We start from the raw sequence: 25,484 nt of genomic DNA on the forward strand, positions 1-25,484 counted from the left end.
CTCCCCTAGAACTGGAGGGACTTGGTCTGGAGGTACTCGGCCAGGCCGTGCACGCCGAGTTCGCGGCCCACGCCCGACTGCTTGTAGCCGCCGAAGGGGGCGAGGGGGTTGAAGCGGCCGCCGTTGATGTCGACCTGGCCGGTCTCCATCCGGCGTGCGAAGGCCACCGCCTCGGCCTCGTCCCCGGCCCAGACGGCGCCGGCCAGGCCGTAGACCGTGCCGTTGGCGATCCGCAGGGCGTCCTCCTCGTCGTCGTAGCGGAGGATCGACAGGACGGGGCCGAAGATCTCCTCCTGCGCGATGGTCATGTCCCAGGTGACGTCGGCGAAGACGGTCGGGCTGACGAAGTAGCCCTTCTCGCGCGGGGCTTCGGGGCCGCCGGCGACCAGGCGGGCGCCTTCGGCGACGCCCTTCTCGATGTAGCCGCGCACACGTGCCCGCTGCTTGGCGTTGACGACCGGTCCGATGCGCTCGCCGTACTTGGCGGCGGCCGTCGCGGCGAGCTCCACCGCCTCGTCATACTGGTCGCGGTGGACCAGCATCCGCGTCCAGGCGCTGCACGTCTGCCCGGAGTTGGACATGACGTTGGCGACCCCGACGTTGACCGCCTTGGCCAGGTCGGCGGTCGGGAGGATGACGTTGGCGGACTTGCCGCCGAGTTCGAGGGCGACCTTCTTGATCTGTCCTGCGGCGATCGCGGCGATGTGCCGGCCGACGGCGGTGGAGCCGGTGAAGGAGACCAGGTCGACGCCGGGGTGCTCGGCGAGGGCCTGGCCGGCGACCGGGCCGAGGCCGGTGACCAGGTTGAAGACGCCCGCCGGGACGCCCGCCTCGTGTACGGCGTCCGCGAACAGGCGGGCGACCAGCGGGGTGTCCTCGGCGGGCTTCACGACGACCGTGCAGCCGGCCGCGAGGGCCGGGGCGACCTTGGCGACGATCTGGTGCAGGGGATAGTTCCAGGGCGTGATCGCCGCCACGACGCCGACCGGCTCGTGGTGCACGACCGAGTTGCCGGTCCTCTCCTCGAAGGCGTACGTGGCCGCCAGCTCGGCGTAGGAGCCCGCGACCGCGATCGGCACGGCCGCGTGGACGGCCTGCGAGAACTTCAGGGGCGAGCCCAGTTCGGCGGTGACGGTCTCGGCGATCTCGTCCGCGCGGGCCACGAGCACGTCCCGGAGGGCGGCAAGGCGCGCCGCGCGCTCGGCGGGCGGGGTCGCGGCCCACTCCGGCAGAGCGGCACGGGCGGCCCGTACGGCGGCGTCGACGTCCTCGGCGGTGCCGGCCGGGACCGTGCCGATGACCTGCTCGTCGACCGGGTTCACGACCTCGATCACGTCGTGGCCGGCGGCGGGGCGCCAGGCGCCCCCGATGTACATGCCGTCGTGTGCCTTCATCGCGCATTCCTCCGGGGCGGGGCGTCGTCGTCCGGCACATAAACTAGCGACGATAGTTTTCCGGCGCCAGACGTCACGGTGATCCCGTGATCCCGGTCATCACAGCACGGAGCGGGCCCCGCCCGGATGTGCGGCTCCTCACGCCTCCAGATCGGGCAGGCGCGCCGGGTGCGGGCAGATGCGGTCGCCGTGCTGGTCGAAGACGAAGAGATGGGCGAGGTCGACGAGGAGCGGCACCTGCATGCCGTGGCGGAGGGCCAGGTCCGGGGTGGTGCGCACGATGAGGTCGCCGGGCAGGCGGGGTTCGGCGGTCGCGAGGCCGGGTCGCCATTCCTCGGGGTGGTCCAGGGTCACGACAGGGCCCGCGCGCCCGGCGACGGCCCGCTCCCGCAGGCGCTCGATGACCGAGCCCTCGCGGCGGCGGCGCCGGGCGGGGCGGCCGGGGCGCGGACGCGGGGCCTCCAGTTCCGGGACGACGGCGGGGCTGGAGCCGGTGTTGAAGTGGACGAGGATCTCGTGCCCCTGGAACTCCACGTGCTCGACCAGGCCGGTGATCGGCACCTCGCCGGGGCGGGCCGCGGAGTGTTTGGCGATGCGGATGGCTTCCGAGCGCAGGCCCACGATGACCTCGCGGCCCTGCTGGACGCGCAGCAGCTGGTGGTCCAGGGAGAGCGGCTCGGGCAGGCGCAGGAACTGCTTGCCCAGGCTGATGGTCATCGCGCCCTCCAGCGGGGCGCGCACCAGGCCGCGCAGCAGGTTGATGCGCGGGGTGCCGATGAAGGCGGCGACGAAGACGTTGCTGGGCAGCGCGTAGACGGCACGCGGGCTGTCGACCTGCTGGAGCACGCCGCCGCGCAGCACGGCGACCCGGTCGCCGAGCGACATGGCCTCGGACTGGTCGTGGGTGACGTAGACCGTGGTGATGCCCAGCTCGCGGGTGAGCTGGGAGATCTCGGCCCGCAGGTGGGTGCGGAGTTTGGCGTCGAGGTTGGACAGCGGCTCGTCCATCAGGAAGGCCGAGGGGTGGCGGGCGATGGCCCGGCCCATGGCGACCCGCTGGCGTTCACCGCCGGAGAGCTGGGCGGGCAGGCGGTCGAGGAGGTCCTCGATGCCCAGCATGCGGGCGGTGGCGTCCACGCGTGGGGCGGGGTCCGTGCCCGGGGCCTCGATGCGCAGCGGGAAACCGATGTTGGCGCGGCCGGTCATGTTCGGGTAGAGGGCGAAGTTCTGGAAGACCATCGCCATGTCCCGCCCGGACGGCGGCAGGTCGTTGGCGTACTCGCCGTCGAGCAGCAGCTCGCCCTCGTCGATCTCCTCCAGACCGGCGATCATCCTGAGCACGGTCGACTTGCCGCAGCCGGACGGGCCGAGCAGGACGAGGAACTCGCCGGGTGCGATGTCCAGCGACAGCCGGTCCACCACGCGGGCGCCTCGCGTGTAGGCCTTGCTCACGTCGTGCAGGGAGATGGCGCGTGTCATGAGGTGCCCCCGAGGGGTCATCAGGGCGCTGGTGCTCCGCGGTCGGAAGCCTCGTGCGGGTCGTACGGGGCTGTGGGTCACGGAAGTTAACGGAATGTGCGCGGGTTGGGGAAGACACGGGGCGGAATCCGGGGTTTTGGTCCAGCTGGTAAGAAGGCGGACGGCCTGATTCGGCCACGGCCGGGCCGCCCGGGGTCAGCGGATGCCGGTGAGGTGGGCGAAGACCACGGTCGCCAGCAGCAGCGGACCCGACCCGGCCCCGCGCCAAGCCCCCAGCGCCGCAGCAGGACCCTTGCCACGCCCAGCCACAGCGGCAGAAACAGAAACCGCCCGAGCCGAATCGCCCTACGACTCGTCAGATATCGCTCTTCCGGCGCAGCCGCACCCTCGCCCGGCGGGCTTGACCCGATGCCGCCGCACCCGGCTCCCCCCGCGACCGCACGGCAACCCCCGAGGACAGCAGCAACAGCACCCCGAGCATCACGAACGGCGCCGCCACCCCCGCGACCCCGGCGATCAGCCCGGCCGCGGCGGGCGCGGCGACCTGGCCCAGCCGGTTACCGGTCAGGCGCAGGGCCAGGGCCGTGGAACGGGCCTCGTCGGGGGCGGCCTGGACGACCGTCGTCATCGACAGCGGCTGCCCGACGCCGAGGCAGAAGCCGAGCAGCACCAGCAGCAGGCCGAGCGCCCACACCGGCATCGGCAGGGCGATGCCCGCGCACAGCAGGGCCGCCAGCAGACACGTCACCGTGAGCAGCACGGTGCGGCCCAGCAGCCGCAGCAGGGGCGTCAGCACCAGGCGGCACGCGATGGTGGCCGCCGCTCGCAGGCTGAGCAGGAGGCCGATCACGGACGGCGCGATGCCACGGTGCTCGCCGACCACCGGAAGGTAGGCGGTGAGGATGTCGGTCGCGGACAGCACGGCGAGGCTGATGAGGATGCCGGCCGGCACGCCCCGGGTGCGCAGGATGCGCCGGACCGGGACGCGGTCGCCCTTCTCCGCGCGGGACGTGGCCGCCGTGCGACGGTGCTCGATGCGCCACAGCGACGTGAACGCGGCCGCCCCGATCGCACCCGCCACGATCAGGGCGAGCGCGCTGGTGCCCGTCATGTCGTCGCCGCCGATCACCGCGCCCGCGGCGATGGGGCCGACCAGCTGGCCGAGCGCGGCGCCGATGGTGAAGTGGCCGAAATTCCGGTCCTGTTCGTGCGCCGCGGACTGGCGGGCGACGAGGGACTGGGAGCCGATGACGAAGCAGAGGTGGCCGAGGCCCATCACGCCGCTCCACAGGGCCATGGCCCACAGGGAGTTCGCGACGCCGCTGAGCGCGCAGCCGCCGGATATGAGGACCACGCCGACGGGCAGCAGGGGCGCGCAGCGACCGTGGTCGGTTCGGCGGCCCAGGGGTACGGCGGCGAACAGCGGCAGCAGCGCGTACACACCGGCGATGACACCGACCGCACGCTCGTCCGCGCCCAGCGCGAGGGCCCGGTAGGAGACGGCGGGCCGGGCCATCGACACCGCCCCCTGCGCGAAGCTGAAGGCGATGACGAGGCGGAGCAGCCAGCCGCGGTTCCCACCGGGCCTCACGATGACGTCCTCCATACGGTGGTCAGATGATCCCGAAGAGCATGCCCGCCCCGAGGATGACCAGACAGGTGAGGGCGGCCCACTTCACGACGAACTTCGTGTGGTCGCCGAACTCCACCTTGGCCATGCCGACCAGGACGTACACGGCCGGGACCAGCGGGCTGGACATGTGCAGCGGCTGGCCGACGAGCGAGGCGCGGGCCATCTCCAGCGGGGAGACACCGTGCGCGGCGCCCGCCTCCGCGAGGACGGGCAGGACACCGAAGTAGAAGCCGTCGTTCGACATGAAGTAGGTGAGCGGGAGGCTGAGGATGCCGGTGACGAGGGCCATGTGCGGGCCCATGCTGCCGGGGATGACGTCCACCATCCACTTGGCCATGTGGTCGACCATGCCGGTGCCCTGCAGGACGCCGGTGAAGACGGCGGCAGCGAAGACCATGCCGGAGACATTCAGGACGTTCTCGGCGTGGGCGGCGATGCGGGCCTTCTGGTCCGGGATGTGCGGGAAGTTGACGGTGAGCACGAGCGCGGCGCCGAGCAGGAACAGCACCGGGATCGGCAGCACCTCCATGATCATGGCGGTGAGCAGACCGACCGTGAGCAGCGCGTTGAACCAGTACAGCTTGGGGCGCAGCGTGGCGCGGTGGGGGTCGAGGCCCTGGAAGTCGTCGCCCTGCTCGTCGGCGTCCGTGCCGGAACCCGCGCCGCCCGTGACGCTCTTGCGCATGGAGACCTTGCCGTCGCCGGAACCGCCGGCGCCCACGAGGACGGTCTCGGTCTCCTTCTCCTCCACCAGCACCTCGTCCAGCGTCAGCACGCCCAGCCGCCGGCGCTCACGCACACCGAGGACGTAGGAGAGGACGAAGACGAACAGCAGGCCCACCAGGAGCGCCGGGATCATCGGGACGAAGATGTCGCTGGCGTCGAGCTTGAGCGCGGTCGCGGCGCGGGCGGTCGGACCGCCCCAGGGGAGGGTGTTCATCACGCCGTTGGCCATGGCGGCGACACCGGTCATCACGACCAGGCTCATCTTCAGGCGCTTGTACAGCGGGTACATCGCCGAGACGGTGATCATGAAGGTGGTCGAGCCGTCACCGTCCAGCGACACGATCGCGGCGAGCACGGCGGTGCCGACGACGATCCGCATCGGGTCGGCTTTGCAGAATTTGAGGATCCCGCGGACGATCGGATCGAAGAGACCGACATCGATCATCACACCGAAGTAGACGATCGCGAACATGAGCATCGCCGCAGTGGGGGCGAGGTCGGTCACGCCGTCGAGGACGTAGTCGCCGAGCTTGGCGCCCTTGCCGACGAACACGCAGAACAGCGCGGGAATCAGCACGAGCGCCGCGATCGGCGACATCTTCTTCATCATGATCAGGACCAGGAAGGTCGCGATCATGGCGAAGCCGAGGATGGTCAGCATGAGTGGATACCTAACGTTCGCCCTTGAACATCCCACCAGGGCCGGCGGTGTCCGAGACGTTAGGTGCGTTCAAGCAGCGTTAACAAGACGTTGACGCGCGAGCAATAAGCGCAAAACTGCTGGTCACAGCTTTGCTCAGGTCAGAGGCATGAGCTTTTCGGTCACGGATGCGCATCCGGGGGCCGTCTCGGGGGCGATCTCGACGGGCACTGAGTTGAGGACCGCGTTGCCCGACAGCGGGTCGAGCAGACGGCCGTCGAGGAGCTGGTTGACGTTGACCCCGGGGTCGGTCGCGGCGTGGCTGAGGCGGGTGCCGGGGCGGTCGTGGCCCCAGCCGTGCGGCAGGCTCACCACACCCCGGCGCACCTCGTCCGTGACCTCGGCCGGTGCGGTCACCTCTCCCCCGGCGCCCTTCACCCGCACCGGCGCCCCGTCGCGCACGCCCAGCCGTTCGGCGTCCTCGGGGTGGATGTGCAGGGTGCAGCGGTTGGAGCCGCCAGTGAGGGCGGGCACGTTGTGCATCCAGCTGTTGTTCGAGCGGAGGTGACGGCGGCCCACCAGGACGAGTCCGTCGGGGCGTTCGGCCAGGGCGCGCTTCAGGCGGGGCAGGTCGTCCGCGATCGGCCGCGGCAGCAGCTCCACCTTGCCGCTCCTGGTCTTCAGCGGCTGCGGCAGCCGGGGGCGCAGCGGGCCGAGGTCGATGCCGTGCGGATGCGCGAGCAACTTCTCCAGGGTCAGTCCGTCGGCTCGTACGCCGAAGCCGTCGCCGTAGGGGCCGAGGCGCAGCATCATGTCCAGCCGTCGCTCGGGTCCGGTGTCACCGGTGAGCTGCGCGGCGAGTTCGCGGGGGTCACGGCCGTGCACGGGCGAGTGCGGTTCCTCGACCGCCTTGCCCAGGGTCTGGTCGATGACCATCTGGTCGACGGCGGCGGGATCGGCCCCGTGCATGCCGGTCACGGCGAGGATCAGCCGGGCCAGGATCTCCGTCTCGGCCATCCGGCCCGGCTCCAGGGGGATCGCGGGGCGGGTGTAGCGGACCTGGTTGCGGACGGCGAGGGTGTTGAAGGCGAAGTCGTGGTGCGGGCTCTGGGAGGGCGGGGGCGGGGGCAGGACGACGTCGGCGTGGCGTGCGGTCTCGTTGAGGTACGGGTCGACGCTGACCATGAAGTCGAGCGAGTCGAGCGCCTTGTCGAGCCGGTCGCCGTCGGGTGCGGAGAGCACGGGGTTGGCGGCGACGGCCAGCAGCGCGCGCACCGGCTCGCCCTCCTCGGTGGCGGTGTCGATCTCCTCCGCGAGGGCGGAGAGGGGCAGTTCGCCCTTGGCCTCCGGGTGCCGGCTCACGCGGGAGTGCCAGCGCCCGAGGGCGAAGCCGCGGCCGGGTCCGGCGGGGCGCGGGGTCTTGTCGGTGGCGGCCTGCGGGAAGAGCGCCCCGCCGGGCCGGTCGAGGTTGCCGGTGAGGATGTTCAGGACGTCGACGAGCCAGCTGGCCAGGGTGCCGTGCGGCACGGTGCAGCTGCCGATGCGGCCGTAGACGGCGGCGGTGGGGGCGGCGGCGAGCTCGCGGGCGAGGGTGCGGATGACGCCGGCCTCGACATCGCAGGCGGCGGCGACGGCTTCGGGGGTGAACTCCCGCAGGGCGTCGGCCACGTCCTCGACGCCCTGCACGTGCGGGGTCGGGTCGGTCAGGCCCTCGTCGAAGAGCACCTGGGCCATCGCCGCCAGCAGCAGCGCGTCGGTGCCGGGCCGCACGGCGATGTGCCGGTCGGCGAGCTTCGCGGTGCGGGTGCGCCGCGGGTCGATCACGACGAGCGTGCCGCCACGGGCCTTGAGGGCCTTGAGTTTGCCGGGGAAGTCGGGGGCCGTGCACAGACTGCCGTTGGACTCCAGCGGGTTGGCGCCGATCAGGAGCAGGTGGTCGGTGTGGTCCAGGTCGGGCACGGGGATGGCGTTCGCGTCGCCGAAGAGCAGTCCGCTGGAGACGTGCTTGGGCATCTGGTCGACCGTGGAGGCGGTGAAGACGCTGCGGGTGCCGAGCCCGGCGAGCAGCACCGGCGGGTAGAGGGCGCCGGCCATGGTGTGCACGTTGGGGTTGCCGAGGACGACGCCGACGGAGTTCGGGCCGTACCGCTCCACGACGGGCCGGATGCCGGCGGCGACCGCGTCGAAGGCCTCCTCCCAGGTGGCCTCGCGCAGCTCGCCGTCCCTGCGCACGAGCGGGGCGCGCAGCCGGTCGGGGTCGGCGTCGACGGCCCCGAAGGAGGCGCCCTTGGGGCAGACGAACCCCTTGCTGAACACGTCGTCGCGGTCACCGCGGGCGTGGGTGACACGCGTCCCCTCGATGGTGAGGGTCAGGCCGCAGGTGGCCTCGCACAGGGGGCAGATACGCAGGGCGGTGCGGGACACGGGTCCTCCCGGGGGCGGCGGCTACGGTGACGCACGGACCCGCCCGAGCATACCGACCGGTATGCACGGTGGGGAGGCCTCACCCGGGGTGAGTCAGTCGAGCACCCGGGCCAGATAGGCCCGCAGCATCTCCCGGGCCTCCTCGATGATCTTCCGGTCCCCCTCGGGTGCGACGCGGAAGGCCAGATGAACGAGGGTGTCGGCGGTTTCGACGGCGATGAGGAACACCCGGCGCAGGTCGTCGTCCGGCTCGCGGTCGAGGTAGCCGGAGAGGAGCTCGGTGAGGCGGTCGGCGACGCGGTGGTTGGGTTCGGCCTGGCGGGCGCCGACCGGGATCTGGTTGCCGAAGTCGACGAGGGAGAAGCCGGGCGCGGTGCGCTTCATCTCCAGGTACTCGTCGAGCACGGCGTCCATGGCCTCGCGCCAGCCCCCGTCACCCGCCTCCCGCAGGCGCTGGGTGATCCGCTCCGAGTAGCGCTCGAGGTTGCGCTGGGCCAGCGCGTCGACCATCTGGCGCTTGTTGCCGAAGAAGCGGTAGACCGAACCGATGGGCACTGCGGCCCGCTCGGCGACGGCACGGGTGCTCAGGGCGTCGTAGCCGACCTCGTCTAGGAGGTCGGCGCAGGCGTCGAGGATCCTGGTCAGGCGTTCGGCACTGCGCCGCTGCACGGGCGCACGACGGAGTGATGTCGCGTGGGGCACGGGCTTCATGATGCCTTTCCGGCGCGGTCCGGTGAACCTCGCCCCCCGGTAGGTGACCGGGTCGTCGCACGGGCCCGCGCCTTGCGCCGGGCGTTCACGCTCGGCGTCGTGGCCGGGCCCGGCTCCGACGCGGTGATGTCGGCCGTGCTCTCCACGGGTTCGCCGTCCACCACCCATACGGTGCCGTCGTCGGCGTAGAGGCGGGCCGTCACCTGGTGCGTGCCGCGCGGTACGAGCCGGCCGGCGAGGCGGTACCCGGGGGCGCGGAGCCGGGCGACGAGGCGGCCGTCCACATAGAGGTGCGCGAGGCCGCGTCCGGCCACCGCCCCGGCCGCCGCGCCGGCCGGCGAGAAACGGAAGTTCCGCAGGGTCAGGCGCACGTCCCAGCCGTCGGCCGCGCCGGGCTGCACCTCGATGCCGACGCCGGGGGCGTCCTCCTGCCCCGCCTCCCGGTAGGGCCGCCCCTCGTCGTCCCGGTCCTCCAGCAGCCTGCCCACCGGTGTGGGCGACGCCCCGCCGCCCCGCTCCCGCTCGACACTGGAGCCGCAGCCCGCGGATCCGGCCACGAGGAGGACACAGACCGCGAGCACGGCCAGAGGTCCCCGTGTACACGACATGCCGGGAGCGTAGAACGCGCGTCCGGCAGCGCGGATCGTCCTGGAGTCGGGTTCCGGTCATCCGCCGGAAGGAGGGCACGCGGGGCACGTGTCCCCCTTGCGCTGGGGAAAACGCAATCCTACGGTACTGCATAGGAATCGGATGCAAGGGAGCAGGGATCATGGGCGATGGGGGTACCTCCCGCGCGAGCGTGTTCGAGCGTGGGGGAGCGCGGAAGACCGCCGAAGGGCTGACCTATCTCTCCGGCTTCGGCAACGAGCACAGCTCCGAGGCCGTCCCGGGCGCACTGCCTCAGGGCCGCAACTCGCCCCAGCGGGCCCCGCTCGGGCTGTACGCGGAACAGCTCAGCGGTACGGCCTTCACCGAGCCCCGGGCCCACAACCGCCGCTCGTGGCTGTACCGGATCCGCCCGTCGGCCGCGCACCCGGCGTTCACCCGCACCCACAACGGCTCGATCCGCACCGCCCCCTTCACCCAGACCGTGCCCGACCCCAACCGCCTGCGCTGGAACCCGCTCCCCGACCCGGCGCCCGAGACCGACTTCCTGGCCGGCCTGTGGACCCTGGGCGGCAACGGCGACGCCACCCAGCGCACCGGCATCGCCGTCCACCTCTACACCGCCAACGCCTCGATGGACCGGGTGTTCAGCGACGCCGACGGCGAGCTGCTGATCGTCCCGGAGCGCGGCGGGCTGCTGCTGCGCACGGAGTTCGGTCTGCTCCATGTGGAGCCGGGCCATGTGGCGCTCGTCCCGCGTGGGGTCCGCTTCCGTGTGGAGCTGCTGGACGCGTCCGCCCGCGGCTATGTGTGCGAGAACTACGGTGCGCCCTTCCGTCTGCCCGACCTCGGCCCGATCGGCGCGAACGGCCTCGCCAACCCCCGGGACTTCCGCGCCCCGGTCGCCGCGTACGAGGACGTCGAGGGCCCGGTGGAGGTGGTGAACAAGTTCTGCGGCAACCTGTGGACGGCCACCTACGACCACTCCCCGCTCGATGTCGTCGCCTGGCACGGCAACCATGTGCCGTACGCATACGACCTTCGCCGTTTCAATGTGCTCGGCACCATCACGTACGACCACCCGGACCCGTCGATCTTCACGGTGCTGACGTCCCCGTCGGACACCCCGGGTCTGGCCGGGGTCGACTTCGTGGTGTTCGCCCCGCGCTGGCTGGTGGGCGAGGACACGTTCCGGCCGCCGTACTTCCACCGGAACGTGATGACCGAGTACATGGGCCTGATCGAGGGCGCGTACGACGCGAAAGCGGAAGGGTTTGTGCCGGGCGGCGGCTCGCTGCACAACATGATGTCGGCGCACGGCCCGGACCGGGAGACCTTCGACCGGGCGAGCGCCGCCGAGCTGAGGCCGCAGAAGATCGACGACGGCCTGGCGTTCATGTTCGAGACGCGCTGGCCGATCGCCCTCACACCGCAGGCGGCCCGCGCCGAACACCTCCAGCAGCGCTACGACGACGTCTGGCAGGGCCTGGAGCGGCACTTCCGTCCCTTGCACTGAACAGCCCCGACCGGTACGGATGGCCCGTGACCTCCTTCGCCCCGGACTCGATCGTCCTGAACCGCAAGCTGCCGCTCTGGTATCAGGTGTCGCAGTCACTGCGTGCCTCGATCCTCGGCCGCTCGCCCCAGGACCCGCTGCGCCTGCCCACCGAGGAGCAGCTGGCCGGGCACTACGGCGTGAGCGTGCTGACCATGCGGCAGGCGCTGAAGGAGCTGGAGGACGAGGGGCTCATCTCGCGTCACCGCCGGCGCGGCACGTTCATCGAGCCGCACGCGCGCCGGGGTTCGCCGGTCCGTCTGCTCGGCTCGGTGGACGCGATCGTGGCCCAGCAGTCGGGCATGACGACCGAACTGCTGGACCACGGCACCGCCCCGGTGCCGGCCGAACTCGCCGAGTTCTTCCCGGATCTGCCCGAGGTGGCCACGTACCACCGGCTGCGCAGCGACGAGAAGACCGGTGAGCCGACCAACCACGCCCGCAACTACGTGCGTCCCGAACTGGCCGCGCGCATCGACCTGGACGACCTGGTCCGGTGGCCCATGACCAAGGTGCTGCGGGATGCCGTCGGAGCTGACATCAGCCGCATCACGGACACGGTGGAGGCCCGCCTGGCCGACCCGGAGACCGCGAAACTGCTCCAAGTGCCGCTGCTCAGCCCGATCCTGCACTACACGGGGGTCACGTACGACGCCGGCGGGCGGCCTGTGGACGTGGCCGTCATCCAGTACCGGGGGGACCGCTTCTCCTTCACGGTGACCCTGGACGCGACCTGACCCGTGTGTCGGAGCCACACCGTACGATGCCCTGCGTGACGCACGACGACGCTCCGCTGCTGGCGGACCTCATGCCGTGGTCCGTCGCACCGCCGCGGCTCGGCCGGGGGTGGCCGGCGGGCCCCGACGCGGCGTCCCTGAAGGCCCGCTGGGACGCCCTGATGAAGGCCGAGGGACCCGACCGCGAGACCCTGTTCGAGCCGACCCGCTCACGCACGCCGCACACGGCGGTCGGCCAGTTGCCCGGCCGGGCCGGCAGCGGCACCCAGAAGCTGGCGCGCGCCTCGGGGCCGTGCCCGGAGCCGGTGCGCGTGCTGTACGCCCCCTTCGACGAGCAGTGGCTGATCCCCGACCAGCGGCTGATCGACGCGGCCCGCCCGGAGCTGTGGCGGGTGGCGGACGAACGGCAGGTCTTCGTGCTGGAGGCGCCCGAGGCCCGCGCCCCGCGCCTGCTCGTCACCTCCCTGCTCCCGCTGCTCCGCCCCGGCCGGATCCGCCCGCTGTTCCGGCGGCCGGACGGGCAGGAGGCGAACCTGGCTCCCGGTCTGCTCGCCCACCTGGCCGCTCGCCTGGGCGGCGCCCCCACACCCCTGGACGTACTGGCCTGGATCACGGCGACGGCCCGCCCGGACCTCTCCGTCCCGCTCACCGGGGACGTCGGCGCCTGGGCACGAGGCCTGGAGCTGGGCCACCGGCTGCTGTGGCTGATGCGCCGCGACGGCGAACGCCCCAAGCTCCCCGGCGGCCGCCGCCCCTACGTCCGCGCCCCGCTGCCCTCCCGCCCCCTGACCCTGCGCTACGACAGGGACGAGGAGGCTCTCCTGCTGGACGAGGGCCGCATCTCCCCGGTGCCGCCGGAGGCATGGGACTTCGAGGTGGGCGGGGTGCGCGTCCTGGAGCAGTGGTTCACGGCGCGCGTCGCCGAGGCCGAGCCTGGCACACTCGCGGCGATCCGCCCCGCCACATGGCCCCAGACCTGGACGTCGGAGCTGCTGGAACTGATCACGGTCCTGGCCCTGCTGGCCGAACTGCGCCCGCTGGAGGAGCCGACGATCCCCGACCCGATCACGACGACCGAGCTGCGCGAGGCCGGCGTCCTCCCGGTACCGGCGTCGGCCCGCCGCCCGGCCTCGGTGCTGGACGACCCCGAGGAGGGCCCGGAGGGGCAACTCGCGCTGCTCTAGCGCAGGTCGGGATCGTAGGCGTCCAGTACGCGTTCGAGGGCCCGTCTGAACACCGCCTCCAGATCGACCGGCCCGCTCTGCTCCATGAAGGCCGCGGCCAGTCGCGGATACGCGCCGGTGGCCACCTGGCTGCCCAGATAGGCCATCCGGACCGCGTTCTCCTCCTCCTCGGACCACGGCATGGAGCGGGTGCGCTCGACGGTCGCGATGTCGTTCGCGGTGTACGTCGTCACGACCCCGTTGAGCAGTGCGATCAGCTCCGTCTTGGTGCCGGCGGGAGCGTCGAGCGGTTCGAGGCAGGCCAGGCAGTGCTCCAGGTAGCGCAGGGTGTTGGGGCTGAAGCCGAACAGCCCTGACATCACGCGCGGCACCCAGGTGTGGCGGTACATGATGGCCCGCGTCTCCTGCGCGTTGCGGAGCATGTCGGCGCGCCAGTCGCCCGTGGGCTCGAACAACTCGTGCTCGGCACCGACGGCGTCCACCATCAGCTCGTACAGGTCCTCCTTGCGGGGGACGTAGTTGTACAGCGACATCGTGCCGCAGCCCAGTTCCGCCGCGACGTGCCGCATGGACACCGCGTCCAGCCCCTCGGCGTCGGCGATCCGCACCGCCGCCGCCGCGATGTCGGCGCGGGTGAACGCCGGTTTCGGCCCACGGCCGGTGCGCTCGGGGCGCGCCCAGATCACTTCGGGTACGGCCGCTCGGCCCGCCATCGGTCATCACCTCGGCCTCCATCCTAGTTACGTACACCGTACGTAGTGCGCTATGGTCATGCCATGACTTCTACGTACGCTGTACTTAGTGAGGGTCTGGAGAAGCGGTTCGGGGAGGTCCGTGCCCTGCGCGGGCTGGATCTCGCGGTGACCGAGGGGACGGTGTGCGGGGTCCTCGGGCCGAACGGGGCGGGCAAGACCACGGCCGTACGGCTGCTGACCACGCTGTTGCGGCCGGACGCGGGCTCCGCACGGGTCGCCGGGCACGACCTCACCCGGGAGGCCGCCGCCGTACGGAGCCGGATCGGTGTCACCGGGCAGGACACGTCGATCGACGGGGATCTCACCGGACGTCAGAACCTGCTGCTGTTCGGCAGGCTGCACCGGGTGCGCGGCCCTGCCGGCCGGACCGCGGAGCTCCTCGACCGCTTCGGGCTGGCCGAGGCCGCCGACCGGCCCGCCTCCACCTACTCCGGCGGTATGCGGCGCCGGCTGGACCTGGCGGCGAGCCTGATCCGCCGCCCCGAGGTGCTGTTCCTGGACGAGCCGACGACCGGCCTCGACCCGGCCAGCCGCAACCTCATCTGGGACGCGGTGCGCGACCTGACCGCCGAGGGCACGACCGTGCTCCTGACCACCCAGTACCTTCAGGAGGCCGACCAACTCGCCGACGACATCGCCCTGGTGGACCGGGGCCGGGTCGCGCACACCGGGTCGCCGGCGCAGCTCAAGGCGCTCGTCGGGGCACACGCCGAGGTCGTCGTGTCGGACGCGGACGCGCTCACGAAGGCGGCGGCCGTCCTCGACCGGCTCACCGGCGCGCAGCCGTCGTTCGACCACGAGCGGAACGCCGTCGGCGCGGTCGCCAAGGACCCGACGCTCACCCTCCCGCTGCTCGTTCGCACGCTGGACTCGGCGGGCGTGCCGCTGCTCGACGTGAGCCTGCGGCCACCGACCCTCGACGACGTCTTCCTGCGCCTCACGGCCACCACGACCACAAGCACGACCACGACCACGACCGGCGAGAAGGAGCGTGCCGCATGAGCATGCTGGCGTACGACGGGACCGCGATGCTGGGCCGCCAGCTGCTGCGGATGCGGAACAACCCGGGGCTGCTGATCCTCACCCAGACGATGCCGATCAGCATGCTGCTGTTCTTCGGCTACGTCTTCGGCAGCGCCCTGGCGATGCCGGGCGAGGCGTACCGGGCGTTCCTCGTGCCGGGCCTGCTGGTGGCGACCGCCGCGGGCGGGATCATGACCGGCATGTTCCAGGCGGCCCAGGACACGCACCGGGGCGTGACGAACCGCTTTCGTACGCTGCCGATGAGCCGGGCGGCCGTTCCGCTGGGACAGGCCGCCGCGGACGTGGTGGTCACGGCCGTCGGGACGGTGCCCTTCCTGCTGGTGGGGCTCGCGGTGGGCTGGCGGGTCGAGGGCGGCCCGCTCGCAGCGGCGGGGGCCGTCGGGCTGCTGATGCTGTTCCGCTTCGCCTGCACCTGGGCCGGGATCTACCTCGGCCTGCTCACCCGGAACGAGGAGGCGGCCGGTCAGCTGGGCGGGGCGACCTTCCTGCTGCCGCTGCTGTCCAGCGCCTACATTCCGACGAGCGGACTGCCGGGGTGGCTGCGGACGGCCGCCGAGTGGAATCCGATCAGCGCGGTGGCGACGGCCCTGCGCGACCTGTTCGGCAACGCCCCTGTGCCCGACGGAGCGGCCTGGCCGGTGGCCCACCCCGTCGCGGGGTCGCTGCTGTGGTGCGCCGTGCTGCTCGGGGTGTTCGTGCCGCTGGCCGTGCGTCAGTACGCGCACGGGGAGAGGTGAAGGGGCGGCCGGAACACCGTAGCCGGACGATGCCCCCGGTCACTGCCGGGCGGGGATGAGGCACCGACTGGGGGCGGGCCGCGCTCGGGTACACACCTGGCGCTGCTGCGTGCCGTGGGGATGACGGACGACGAGTGCGCAGCGTTGTGCCAGGAGCGGTGTGACCGCCCGAGCGCGAGCCCCTACTTGCCGCCGAACAGCGAGCGGCGCAGTCGGCGCAGTGGTGCGAAGAGCGAGACGCGGCGCACGCGCGCTCCCCTGCCACTGCGGTCCTGCGGTTGACGCGCGGTCAGTTCGCGCATCAGCGAGGTCGCCTCGACCGTCTCCCGCTGCGGGACGGCAGGACCACCCAGCACCGAGAGGTGGCGGTCGAGGCGCGAACTGGTCGCGCTGCTCCCGCAGGTGATCGCAGGGACCCTCGCCCTGCTGCGCACTGTTATCTGTTCCATGTCACTCCCCACCCGTACGAGTCCACCCGGCCCGGGCAGGTTAACCCTATCGCCCCGTCCGGGCACTCGTGTATCGCGGTCACAGGATTCACCTTCCCCACAAGGAGGTTGACGATGTATCCCCGATTACTCTCCGAATCCAACAGATTTCAGGGCGAGTTGGACGATCGGCTGGGTGGTGGGCTGCGGCGATCCGCCGCCGGGCTCGACGGTTACGGCCAGTGACGTCGCGGAGGTGCCGAGATCCGTCGCGACCAGGGGCGTGTCGCCTTCGAAGAGCCCCAGGGAGCGTGGTTGCGCGCCCGGGCGCATGAGCCACAACTGGTGCACTCGGCCGCCCGGCGGGGCACCGTATCCGCCGAGGGTGACCACCGCGCTCCCCTCCGAGGCGGAAGCGATCACTCCGATGGTTCCGCCCCGCCCGTCCCGGCCGCTGCTCGCACGGGCGTCCGGAGCCGCGAGAACGTGGGCGATCTCACGTGACCGGTCCCGCTCGGCGGTCAGCTGGTCCTGGGTGCGGTTCGCCTGCACCGCGAACAGCGAGGCGACGACGAGAGCCGCGGCGGCGGTGGCCGTGGCGAAGGGCACGAACAGCGGGATCCGGCGCCGCTGTCGCTGCGGCGGCGGCTGGGTGCCCCACACGTGCGGCGGCAGCTGCGGCGCACGCACGCGGGCCGGCTCGCGTGCCGTGTCCTGCGGCGCCGGGTCCTGCGGAGTCGTCCGTACGGCGGCCATGACCCGGTCGCGCAGGGCGGCGGGGGGCGGGGCGGCCGCGGACCAGGCGAGCCGGACGGCGTCCTCGGACAGGGCGCGCACCTCGGCGGCGCAGCGGCCGCAGTCCCTGAGGTGCTTCTCGAAGCGGACCCGCTCCGGGGGTTCCAGGGCGTCGAGCGCGTAGGGCGCGGCGAGCGAGTGCGGGTCCTCGCGGCGGAAGAGACTCATGCCACGCCTCCCAGGCACTCGCGCATCCGGGTCAGCCCGTCGCGCATCCGCGTCTTGACGGTACCCAGCGGCAGGGAGAGCCGCTCTGCCACCTCACGGTAGGTGTAGCCCTCGTAGTAGGCGAGGGTGACGGACTGGCGCTGGAGGTCGGTGAGGCGGTCCAGGCAGACGCGTACCCACTCGCGTTCGAGTCCCGCCTCGACCTCCTCGGTGACCTGGTCGAAGGCCGGGTGGTGGGCGCGCCAGGCCTCCCGCTGCTCACGCTCGCCGGCCGCGCGGGCGCTGCGCACCCGGTCGACGGCACGGCGGTGGGCGAGGGTGAGGATCCACGACATCGCGCTGCCCCGGCCCGGGTCGAACTTCGCGGCCGAGCGCCACAGTTCGAGCAGCACCTCCTGAGCCACCTCCTCCGACTGGGCGGGGTCGCGCACCACTCGCCGTACGAGCCCGAACACCGGGCCGGACACCAGCCCGTACAAGTCCTCGAAGGCCTGCTGGTCGCCGCCCGCCACGCGCAGCAGCAGCTCGTCCGCCTCCACTCGGTCCCCCTCTCCCAGGCCGCATCGGGCCTGTCCCCTCATACGAGGCATTCGCAACGCACACACCTCCGGATGGGGTTACGGATCAGCGCGCCGAAAACGCGGGTCGCCCGGCGATGAAACAACTTCCCCGACGCGCCGTAAGAACGTTTGAGATTCGACCAATCCGCTTCGCCGACCGCTCCGAATGGCGTGTGTCAGGCAAGTTGGCACTGAGGACGGACGGCATGACACCTTTCTCCAGGACCGGTGCGGGACGCAGGAGCATCGCGACCGCGATCTGTGGTGCGCTGGCCGCCGGCGGGCTCGCAGCCGCCGGTGTGACCGCGCTGGAACCTGAGGCGGCCTCCGCCTCCAGTCACCGCGAGGCCCCGCTGATCTCTGGGACCCCGCAGTACGACAACACCGACGTGTACGCGTTCGTCAGCCCGGACAAGCCGGACACGACGACCATCGTCGCGAACTGGATCCCCTTCGAGGAACCGGCCGGCGGACCGAACTTCTTCACGTTCGCCGAGGACGCCCAGTACGACCTGCGCATCGACAGCGACGGTGACGCGCAGGAAGACCTGCTGTTCCGGTACACGTTCAAGACGCACACGAAGAACGACAAGACGTTCCTGTACAACACGGGTCCGGTCGAGAGCCTCGACGACCCCGACCTCAACATCACGCAGACGTACGACCTCGAACTGATCAAACTGCGCGATCTGAAGGCGGTGTCGAAGACCAAGGTCGCCGACGACGTGCCGGTGGCGCCGTCGAACGTCGGCAAGGCGTCGATGCCGGACTACAACACGCTGCGCAAGCAGGCGATCCACAAGCTCGCCGGGGGCGCCCAGACGTTCGCCGGGCAGGCCGACGACCCGTTCTTCCTGGACCTCAGGGTCTTCGACCTGCTGTACGGCGGGAACCTCTCCGAGGTCGGCAACGACACACTCAAGGGCTACAACGTCAACACGATCGCCCTCCAGGTCCCCAACAGCTTCATCACCCAGTCGCACGACCAGCCGGTCGTCGGCATCTGGTCGACGACCCAGCGCAAGAACGCCCAGGGCTACTTCGCGCAGGTCTCGCGCCTCGGCAACCCGCTGGTGAACGAGGTCGTCAACCCGCTGAAGGACAAGGACAAGTTCAACGCGTCCGCGCCGCGGGACGACGCGCAGTTCCTTCAGAACGTCACCAACCCGGAGCTGCCCAAGCTCATCGAGGCGATCTACAAGATCCCGGCGCCCGACGAGCCGCGCAACGACCTGGTCGACGTTTTCCTCAAGGGCGTCAAGGACCTCAACCAGCCGCCGCACGTGACGCCGTCGGAGCAGCTGCGTCTCAACACATCGATCAAGCCGGCCGCCAAGCCCAAGCGGCTGGGTGTCCTGGACGGCGACAACGCGGGCTTCCCGAACGGTCGGCGGCTGACGGACGACGTGATCGACGCCTCGCTCCAGGTCGTCGAGGGCGAGCTGCTGGGCGCGAAGAACGACCTGGGTGACGCGGTCGACAAGAACGACAAGAAGTTCGAGAAGGCCTTCCCGTACGTCGCGCTGCCGACGGAGGGTTCGCGCGGCCCGCTCGCCAAGGGCGTGGAGGGCGGCAACGACGTCCGCAGCCAGCTCGGCGACGCGCTCCAGCCGGCCGGTGCCCAGGGCTCGGACGACATGCGCCTGATCGCCGCGTCCGCCGGGGCCGGGGCGGGCGGCATCGTCCTGATCGGCGCGGCCCTCATGTGGTGGCGCCGCATGCGGAACCGGGCGTACTGACCCGCTCCGCTCCCACCGACAGGCGCGGCCCGTTTCCCCACCGTCCCCCACGGCACGGGCCGCGCCGCCCACCCCAGCACCAGCACACCCGACCGAGGAGAGGTCATGCCTCCGCGTACGACGGACAGCGCACCGGAGAGGCGCGACGACGACCAGCCGCACCCCGGCCCGGAGACCGACTCAGAGCCGTCGGTGCTGCGGGGGCAGGGGCGAGCCGGCACGGGCGGCGACGCCGGGGTGGAGGCGGGGCAGGATGAGGGCTCGACTGCCGAAGCGGGCGACGGGCCGCGCCCGGACCCAGCCGGCGCGGCAGGGGGCGGGCACGACACCGCCCCGGCCCCTGGGGCGGTGGGCACGGCAGGTGCGGACTCCCCCGGCATGAAGGCTCACGCCGCGCACGGCACCGGCCCCGATGCCGAGAGCACGCCCGGCACCCACGACCGTCCCGGCGCCGAGACCGAACCCGCCGCCGAAGGCAAACCTGACGGGCGCAGCCCCGACCCTCCCCCCGGGCACGAGGACAACGCCGGCGCCGAGAGCGCGCCCCGCCCCCACGCCGACCCCGAGAACGACGCCGGCGTCGACGAACGCGTGGCCGCCGTGCGGCGGGCCGCCGATGGCGGGCGGCGTTGGCGGGCTGCTCATCTGGCAGGCTGTGCCGCGCTGCTGGCCGTCGCGCTGACCGGTGGGGCCATCGCCTTCGGGGGTACGGGGGGCGGCCGTGCGGGGGCCGGTGTCGAGGCCGTGTCCGCCGGGGCGCCGGCAGCCGGCGTGCTGGCCCGGGGGGATCTCGACTCGGGGATCGGGTCCCTGCAGCAGCATCTTCGCGCCCAGCCCAGGGACTTCGGCAGCTGGGCCACCCTCGGGACCGCCTACGTCGAACAGGCCCGGACGAACGGCGACCCCTCGCGCTATCCGCAGGCCGAGCGCGCGCTGAAGCGGTCCCTGGAGCTCGACCCCGGTAACGACCAGGCCCTCGCCGGCCGTGCCGCCCTCGCCGCCGCCCGGCACGACTTCACCGGCGCGCTGAAGGACGCCGACCGGGCCCTGAAGCAGAACCCCTACAACGAACGCGCCCTGTGCACGCGTATCGACGCCCTCGTCGAACTCGGCCGGTACGAGGACGCCGCCGAGGCGGCCGGCACCGCCGACGACAGGCGGCCCGGGGTGCCCGTGTTCACGCGGTACGCGTACGTGAAGGAGCTGCGCGGCGACGTCCGTGCGGCGCGTGACGTGCTGGAGCGCGCCCTGGAGGCCGCCGACTCGCCCGCCGACATCGCGTACGTCGCCACCTCCCTCGGCCAGCTCGCCTGGAACCAGGGCGAGTACAAGACGGCCCTCGGCCACTACGCCCGTGCCCTCGCCGCCGACGAGGCCTACCTCCCCGCCCTGGAGGGCCGCGCCCGCGCCCAGGCCGCGAACGGCGAGCGGGCGGCCGCCGTCGAGGGACTGGAACAGGTCGTCGCCCGCTTCCCGCTGCCCGGCCCGCTCGTCGCCCTCGGCGAGCTGTACGAGGACCGCGGTACCGACGGCGACCGGGCGAAGGCCGGCGACCAGTACGCCCTCGTCGACGCCTGGACGTCCCTCGCCCGCGCGGGCGGTGTCAACGCCGACCTCGACTCGGCCATGGCCGCCGCCGACCACGGCGACAAGAAGGAGGCCCTGCGCGCCGCCCGCGCCGAGTGGAACCGCCGGCACAGCGTGCACACCGCCGACGCCCTGGCCTGGGCCCTGCACGTCAACGGCCGCGACGAGGAGGCCCTGCCGTACGCCCGCCGCGCCACCGCCACCGGCTACCGCAACGCCGGCTTCCTCTACCACCGCGGCATCATCGAACGCGCCACCGGGAACGACCGCGAGGCCCGCGACCACCTGAAGGCCGCGCTCGACCTGAACCCCGGCTTCTCGCCGCTCGGCGCCCGCGAGGCCCGCACCGCGCTCAAGGACCTGGAGGGGACCCGGTGACCCCGCGCCGCCTGTTCGCGTCCGGCGCCGCCGTCCTCACGGCCGCCTGCGCGCTCACCCTGCTGCCCGCCGGTGCGGCGAGCGCCCACCCGCTGGGCAACTTCACCGTCAACCGCTACGACGGTCTGGTCGCCGCCCCCGGCGAACTCCGGGTCCACCACGTCGAGGACCTCGCCGAGATCCCGGCGACCCAGGCGGGACCCGACATCGAGCGACTGGGCATCACCCTGTGGGCCCGCGAGCGGTGCGCCGCGGCCGCCGCGGACAGCAGGCTCACCGTCGACGGCCGCGGCACCCCGCTCACCGCCGAGCGCAGCCACGCGCGCGTGCGGCCCGGGCAGGCGGGGCTCGACACCCTCCGTGTGGAGTGCGAGCTGACCGCTCCCCTGCCGTCCGGCACGTCGGACGAGGAGACCGTGTCCCTCGGCTTCCGTGGCGCGGGCGCCTCCTCCGGCCCGGGCTGGCGGGAGATCACGGCGCGGGGCGACCGTATGACGCTCACCGGGTCGGACGTACCGGAGAAGTCGATATCGGCCGAACTGACCCGCTACCCCGAGGAGTTGCTCTCCTCTCCGGCCGACACCGCGGCCGCCGCCCTGCGCGTGCGCCCCGGCGGTGCGGCCCTGGCCGAGGAGGAGTCGGACGCCCCCGCCGCCTCCGTGCTGCCGCGCGGCGCCGACCGCTGGACGCGGGCCCTGGACGACCTGGTCGCCCGGCACGACCTCACCGCGGGCTTCGCCGCGCTGGCCCTGCTCATCGCCGTCGTCCTCGGCGCGATGCACGCGCTCGCCCCGGGCCACGGCAAGACCATCATGGCCGCGACGGCGGCGGCCCGGGGCGGCCAGGCCCGGATGAAGGACGTCCTGCCCATGGCCGCCTCGGTGACGGTCACCCACACCCTGGGCGTGGTCGCCCTGGGCCTCCTGGTCACGGCCGGTTCGGCGGCGGCCCCCTCGGTGATCGCCTGGCTCGGCGTCGCCAGCGGGATCCTGGTGACCCTGGCGGGCGCGAGCCTGGTCCGCCGGGCCCTGCGCAGCCGCGCGCACCCCCACCACCACGGCCCCGGGGGCCACACCCACACACACGACGACGAGAGCCACGGCCACGGCCACACCCACGCGCACGATCACCACCACCACGACCACGACCACCGCCACCACGATCACGACCACCGCCACCACGACCACCGCCACCACGATCACGACCACCCGCACGACCACGCCCGCCCCCACTCCCACCCCCACACGGTCGAGCACACCCACGGCGGGTTCACCCACTCCCACCCCGTCGCCCCCACCCTCCGCGGCACGATCCTCATGGGCTTCGCGGGCGGGCTCGTGCCCAGCCCGTCCGCCGTGGTGGTGCTCGTCGGTGCCGCGGCCCTCGGGCAGGCCTGGTTCGGTCTGCTGCTGGTCGTCGCGTACGGCGTCGGGCTCGCGCTCACCCTCACGGCCGCCGGGTACGCCGTCGTCAAGGCGGGCAGTGGCATGACCCGGCTCCTGGACCGGCGCCCCCGCTGGACGGCGGGCCCGATGGCGGCCCTGGTACGCCGGACCGCGCCGCTCGGCTCGGCCCTCGCCGTGGTGGTACTCGGGGCCGGACTGGTGTTCAAGGGGGCGGCATCCGCGCTGGGCTGAGTTACGTTCGTGAGGAAATCCGACGTCATGGGGAAAACAGACCTCATGGAGATTTCGCCCGGCTGCGAATGGGGGCGCCGTGTCCGAAGAACCGGGCCATGAGCGTGTGATCGCGGGCCGCTACCGGCTCCTGGCACCGCTCGGCGAGGGCGGTATGGGGACGGTGTGGCGCGCCCGCGACGAGGTGCTGCACCGCGAGGTCGCCGTCAAGGAGGTGCGCGCCCCGGCCGGACTGGGGGGCGACGACGTGCAGCGGATGTACGCCCGGCTGGAGCGGGAGGCGTGGGCCGCGGCCCGGGTCGCCAACCGGAACGTGGTGACGGTGTACGACGTGGCGACGGACGGCGGCCGGCCGTGGATCGTCATGGAACTGGTCCGCGGGCTCTCCCTGGCCGAGGTCCTGGACGCCGAGGGCCCGATGCCGCCGCAGCGTGCCGCGCACATCGGCGCCGAGGTGCTGGCCGCGCTGCGGGCCGCGCACGAGGCCGGGGTGCTGCACCGGGATGTGAAACCGGCCAATGTGCTGATCGCGAACGACGGCCGGATCGTGCTCACCGACTTCGGGATCGCCATGGTCGAGGGCAGCTCCGCGCTGACCATGACCGGGGAGGTCATCGGCTCGCCCGAGTTCCTCGCCCCGGAGCGGGCGCTCGGCCGCACGCCGGGCCCGGAGTCCGACCTGTGGTCGCTCGGTGTGCTGCTGTACGCGGCGGTCGAGGGCCACTCGCCGTTCCGTCACGACACCCCGCTGAGCACGCTGCGCGCGATCGTCGACGAGGAGCTGCCGCCGCCGCACCGGGCCGGTCCGCTCGCCCCGGTCATCGAGGGGCTGCTGCGCAAGGATCCCGCGCAGCGGCTGCCGGCCGAGCGGACCGAGCAGGACCTGCGGGTCATCGCCGCGGGCGGCTCGCCGCACGCGGGCACCGTACGGGCGATGCCGTATCCGCCGACGGTGGCGGCCCGTCCCGAGCCCTCTCCCACGCCCCCGATGCCCTTCCCGGGTCGGTCGGCGGCGTCCGGTTCCGGTGCGACGACGACGGCGGCCGGTCAGGACCGCGACCGCCGGGCCGGCCGGGCGCTGGTCGCGGGCGTGGTCGCGCTGGCGCTCGCGGTGGGCGGGCTGACGTACGCGCTGCTGAACCGCGGGGGCGGCGACGGGAACGGCAACCGGGGCGCCGGGGCGAGTACACCCGCCGAGACCAAGGATCCGCCGCGGAACACCGGGAGCGGGAAGTCCAGTCCTTCCCCGACGCCGAGCGAGAGCGAGAGCGAGGAGAGCAGTCCGCCGCCGCAGTCGGTGCGGGTCGGCCTGGACGGCACGCGCACGGACTACTCGGGCCCGTGTCCGCCGCCGAGCGCCGAGACGCCGAGGTTCACGGCGACGTTCACGGTGGGGCGGCTGCCGGCCGAGGTGCGCTACCGCTGGGTGACGCAGGACGGCTCGGTGCTCGACGGGGGCTGGAAGACGCTGTCGTTCCCGGAGGGCGGCGGCCGTACGAAGCAGGACGCGGTGACCGTGACGACGGACGCGGAGAGCGGGACGTTCGAGAACGAGATCGGTGTCGAGGTGCGGGAGCCGGTGCGGACGACGTCCGAGTCGGTGCCGTTCTCGATCACGTGCGAGACGGAGACCCCGACGGGCGGGGCCTCCCCTTCTCCTTCGGACACGGGTTCGGACGGGGGTTCTGACACGGAGTCGGACACGGACTCCGGCTGAGCGGTCAGTCGTTGGCGTTGAGCACGGGCAGATAGCCGCCCGACTGGCCGGTTGCCTTCGGGTGGTACGACTCGCCGATGTTGAGCCAGTTGACGCTGTGCAGCCAGGAGTCGCCGGAACAGATCCCGTGGCCGGTGAAGGCCGGGCGTACGTCGCCGAAGGTGAAGCCGTGGTTGGCGGCGCGCTTGGCGATGGCGGTGTTGAGGTGGTCGGAGGCGTCGTTGATGGCCTTGCGCTTGGCCTCGGAGAGGCCGAGGCAGGTGGTGCCGAGCTTGTAGAAGCGGGGGTAGCCGAGCACGACGACGTGGGCGTTGGGTGCCTTGGAGCGGATCGCCGAGTACACGCTGTCGAGCTTGCCGGGCAGCGTGGAGTCGACGTACGCCCGTGCGGTGTTGATGCGGGAGATGCAGGCGCTGTCGGACTGGGTCACACAGGTCGTCATGACGTCGGCGAATCCGGCGTCGTTGCCGCCGACACTGATGGAGACGAGGCCGGTGGCGCTGCTGAGCGGGCCGAGCTGTCCGGACAGAACATCACCCGTTCGGGCGCCGGAGCAGGCCGTGAAATCGAAGGTGGAGGGTGAGTGGGCGGCGGCCCAGAGGTAGGGGTAGGCCTTCGTGCTGCGCTTGCAGTCGCCGCTTGAGCTGATGTAGCTGCCGGCGCCCACTCCGGAGGAGTAGGAGTCACCGAGCGCTGCGTAGCCGCCAGTTGGGGCGAGTGAGGACGCCTGCGCCGTGGCTGCCCCGGTGAGGGCGGTGCCGGCGGCGAGGAGGAGCGAGCCCACGAAGGCGACAAGTCGGGAACGTCTCATGGAACCTCCCTTAGCAGGATCTCTGCCACAACCGTCGTA

21 protein-coding genes are annotated in these 25,484 nt (G+C 72.5%); 9 read left to right on the plus strand and 12 right to left on the minus strand.

Features of this window, described 5'->3' with window-relative positions; genetic code table 11:
* Nucleotides 1-5 precede the first annotated feature (5 nt).
* The 7 genes from PV963_RS09575 to PV963_RS09605 all read right to left on the minus strand — a co-directional run bounded on the left by PV963_RS09575 (nt 6) and on the right by PV963_RS09605 (nt 9,615).
* The gene (locus PV963_RS09575) at nt 6-1,394 is read right to left on the minus strand and encodes an aldehyde dehydrogenase family protein (RefSeq protein WP_274815224.1); all 1,389 of its coding nucleotides are present in this window, start codon (nt 1,392-1,394) and stop codon (nt 6-8) included.
* A gap of 138 nt (nt 1,395-1,532) precedes the next feature.
* Entirely contained in the window at nt 1,533-2,873 is a 1,341-nt protein-coding gene (locus PV963_RS09580; protein ID WP_274815225.1) for an ABC transporter ATP-binding protein, read from the minus strand.
* Nucleotides 2,874-3,228: 355 nt separating this feature from the next.
* The gene (locus tag PV963_RS09585) at nt 3,229-4,464 is read right to left on the minus strand and encodes an MFS transporter (protein ID WP_274815226.1); all 1,236 of its coding nucleotides are present in this window, start codon (nt 4,462-4,464) and stop codon (nt 3,229-3,231) included.
* 22 nt (nt 4,465-4,486) lie between these two features.
* Nucleotides 4,487-5,929, minus strand: coding sequence for a CitMHS family transporter (locus PV963_RS09590; protein WP_342456376.1), 1,443 nt, complete (start codon nt 5,927-5,929; stop codon nt 4,487-4,489).
* A 99-nt stretch (nt 5,930-6,028) separates the two neighbouring features.
* On the minus strand, nt 6,029-8,296 hold the full coding sequence (locus PV963_RS09595; RefSeq protein WP_274815228.1) for a molybdopterin oxidoreductase family protein: 2,268 nt from the start codon (nt 8,294-8,296) through the stop codon (nt 6,029-6,031).
* A gap of 93 nt (nt 8,297-8,389) precedes the next feature.
* Nucleotides 8,390-9,007: a TetR/AcrR family transcriptional regulator gene (locus PV963_RS09600; RefSeq protein ID WP_274815229.1), complete on the minus strand. Its 618-nt coding sequence runs from the start codon at nt 9,005-9,007 to the stop codon at nt 8,390-8,392.
* Nucleotides 9,004-9,615: a hypothetical protein gene (locus PV963_RS09605; protein WP_274815230.1), complete on the minus strand. Its 612-nt coding sequence runs from the start codon at nt 9,613-9,615 to the stop codon at nt 9,004-9,006. The genes PV963_RS09600 and PV963_RS09605 overlap by 4 nt, the downstream gene beginning before the upstream one ends.
* 161 nt (nt 9,616-9,776) lie before the next feature.
* On the opposite strand from PV963_RS09605, the gene hmgA reads away from it, so the two are divergent.
* Genes hmgA through PV963_RS09620 form a run of 3 tightly spaced genes read left to right on the plus strand, consistent with a single transcriptional unit; the run spans nt 9,777 to nt 13,089 of the window.
* Nucleotides 9,777-11,129 carry a homogentisate 1,2-dioxygenase gene (gene hmgA, locus PV963_RS09610; RefSeq protein WP_274815231.1) on the plus strand — a complete coding sequence of 451 codons (1,353 nt, stop codon included), beginning with the start codon at nt 9,777-9,779 and terminating at the stop codon, nt 11,127-11,129.
* A gap of 26 nt (nt 11,130-11,155) precedes the next feature.
* Nucleotides 11,156-11,905 carry a GntR family transcriptional regulator gene (locus tag PV963_RS09615; RefSeq protein ID WP_274815232.1) on the plus strand — a complete coding sequence of 250 codons (750 nt, stop codon included), beginning with the start codon at nt 11,156-11,158 and terminating at the stop codon, nt 11,903-11,905.
* A gap of 26 nt (nt 11,906-11,931) precedes the next feature.
* A complete protein-coding gene (locus tag PV963_RS09620) occupies nt 11,932-13,089 on the plus strand; it encodes a type ISP restriction/modification enzyme (RefSeq protein WP_274815233.1) in 1,158 nt (385 codons plus the stop codon).
* Here PV963_RS09620 and PV963_RS09625 read toward each other — a convergent pair.
* On the minus strand, nt 13,086-13,802 hold the full coding sequence (locus PV963_RS09625) for a TetR/AcrR family transcriptional regulator (RefSeq protein WP_274815234.1): 717 nt from the start codon (nt 13,800-13,802) through the stop codon (nt 13,086-13,088). The two genes, PV963_RS09620 and PV963_RS09625, sit on opposite strands and share 4 nt — an antisense overlap.
* A 63-nt stretch (nt 13,803-13,865) precedes the next feature.
* Here PV963_RS09625 and PV963_RS09630 point away from each other — a divergent pair, with 63 nt between their 5' ends.
* Both PV963_RS09630 and PV963_RS09635 read left to right on the plus strand, forming a co-directional pair.
* A complete protein-coding gene (locus tag PV963_RS09630) occupies nt 13,866-14,846 on the plus strand; it encodes an ATP-binding cassette domain-containing protein (protein WP_274815235.1) in 981 nt (326 codons plus the stop codon).
* Nucleotides 14,843-15,625 (plus strand): ABC transporter permease, encoded by a 783-nt coding sequence (locus tag PV963_RS09635; protein WP_274815236.1) that lies wholly within the window; start codon nt 14,843-14,845, stop codon nt 15,623-15,625. The genes PV963_RS09630 and PV963_RS09635 overlap by 4 nt, the downstream gene beginning before the upstream one ends.
* Before the next feature lie 182 nt (nt 15,626-15,807).
* On the opposite strand, the gene PV963_RS09640 is transcribed toward PV963_RS09635, so the two are convergent.
* The 3 genes from PV963_RS09640 to PV963_RS09650 form a co-directional block, all read right to left on the minus strand.
* The gene (locus PV963_RS09640) at nt 15,808-16,074 is read right to left on the minus strand and encodes a hypothetical protein (RefSeq protein ID WP_086841716.1); all 267 of its coding nucleotides are present in this window, start codon (nt 16,072-16,074) and stop codon (nt 15,808-15,810) included.
* A 126-nt stretch (nt 16,075-16,200) separates the two neighbouring features.
* Nucleotides 16,201-17,016, minus strand: a complete 816-nt coding sequence (locus PV963_RS09645; RefSeq protein WP_274815237.1) for an anti-sigma factor — start codon at nt 17,014-17,016, stop codon at nt 16,201-16,203.
* Nucleotides 17,013-17,555, minus strand: coding sequence for a sigma-70 family RNA polymerase sigma factor (locus PV963_RS09650; protein WP_167537312.1), 543 nt, complete (start codon nt 17,553-17,555; stop codon nt 17,013-17,015). Before PV963_RS09650 ends, PV963_RS09645 begins: the two co-directional genes overlap by 4 nt.
* A gap of 227 nt (nt 17,556-17,782) precedes the next feature.
* Here PV963_RS09650 and PV963_RS09655 point away from each other — a divergent pair, with 227 nt between their 5' ends.
* From PV963_RS09655 to PV963_RS09670, 4 genes are all read left to right on the plus strand, one after another.
* Complete coding sequence (locus PV963_RS09655) at nt 17,783-19,315, plus strand: DUF4331 domain-containing protein (protein WP_274815238.1); 1,533 nt, start codon at nt 17,783-17,785, stop codon at nt 19,313-19,315.
* A 105-nt stretch (nt 19,316-19,420) separates the two neighbouring features.
* Nucleotides 19,421-21,280 carry a tetratricopeptide repeat protein gene (locus PV963_RS09660; protein WP_274815239.1) on the plus strand — a complete coding sequence of 620 codons (1,860 nt, stop codon included), beginning with the start codon at nt 19,421-19,423 and terminating at the stop codon, nt 21,278-21,280.
* Entirely contained in the window at nt 21,277-22,917 is a 1,641-nt protein-coding gene (locus tag PV963_RS09665; RefSeq protein WP_274815240.1) for a nickel transporter, read from the plus strand. The genes PV963_RS09660 and PV963_RS09665 overlap by 4 nt, the downstream gene beginning before the upstream one ends.
* A 79-nt stretch (nt 22,918-22,996) precedes the next feature.
* A complete protein-coding gene (locus PV963_RS09670; protein WP_274815241.1) occupies nt 22,997-24,634 on the plus strand; it encodes a serine/threonine-protein kinase in 1,638 nt (545 codons plus the stop codon).
* 4 nt (nt 24,635-24,638) lie between these two features.
* On the opposite strand, the gene PV963_RS09675 is transcribed toward PV963_RS09670, so the two are convergent.
* A complete protein-coding gene (locus PV963_RS09675; RefSeq protein WP_274815242.1) occupies nt 24,639-25,445 on the minus strand; it encodes an SGNH/GDSL hydrolase family protein in 807 nt (268 codons plus the stop codon).
* Nucleotides 25,446-25,484: the final 39 nt, after the last annotated feature.

Origin of the sequence: Streptomyces coeruleorubidus, from assembly GCF_028885415.1 — a bacterium.
Lineage (GTDB): Bacteria > Actinomycetota > Actinomycetes > Streptomycetales > Streptomycetaceae > Streptomyces > Streptomyces coeruleorubidus_A.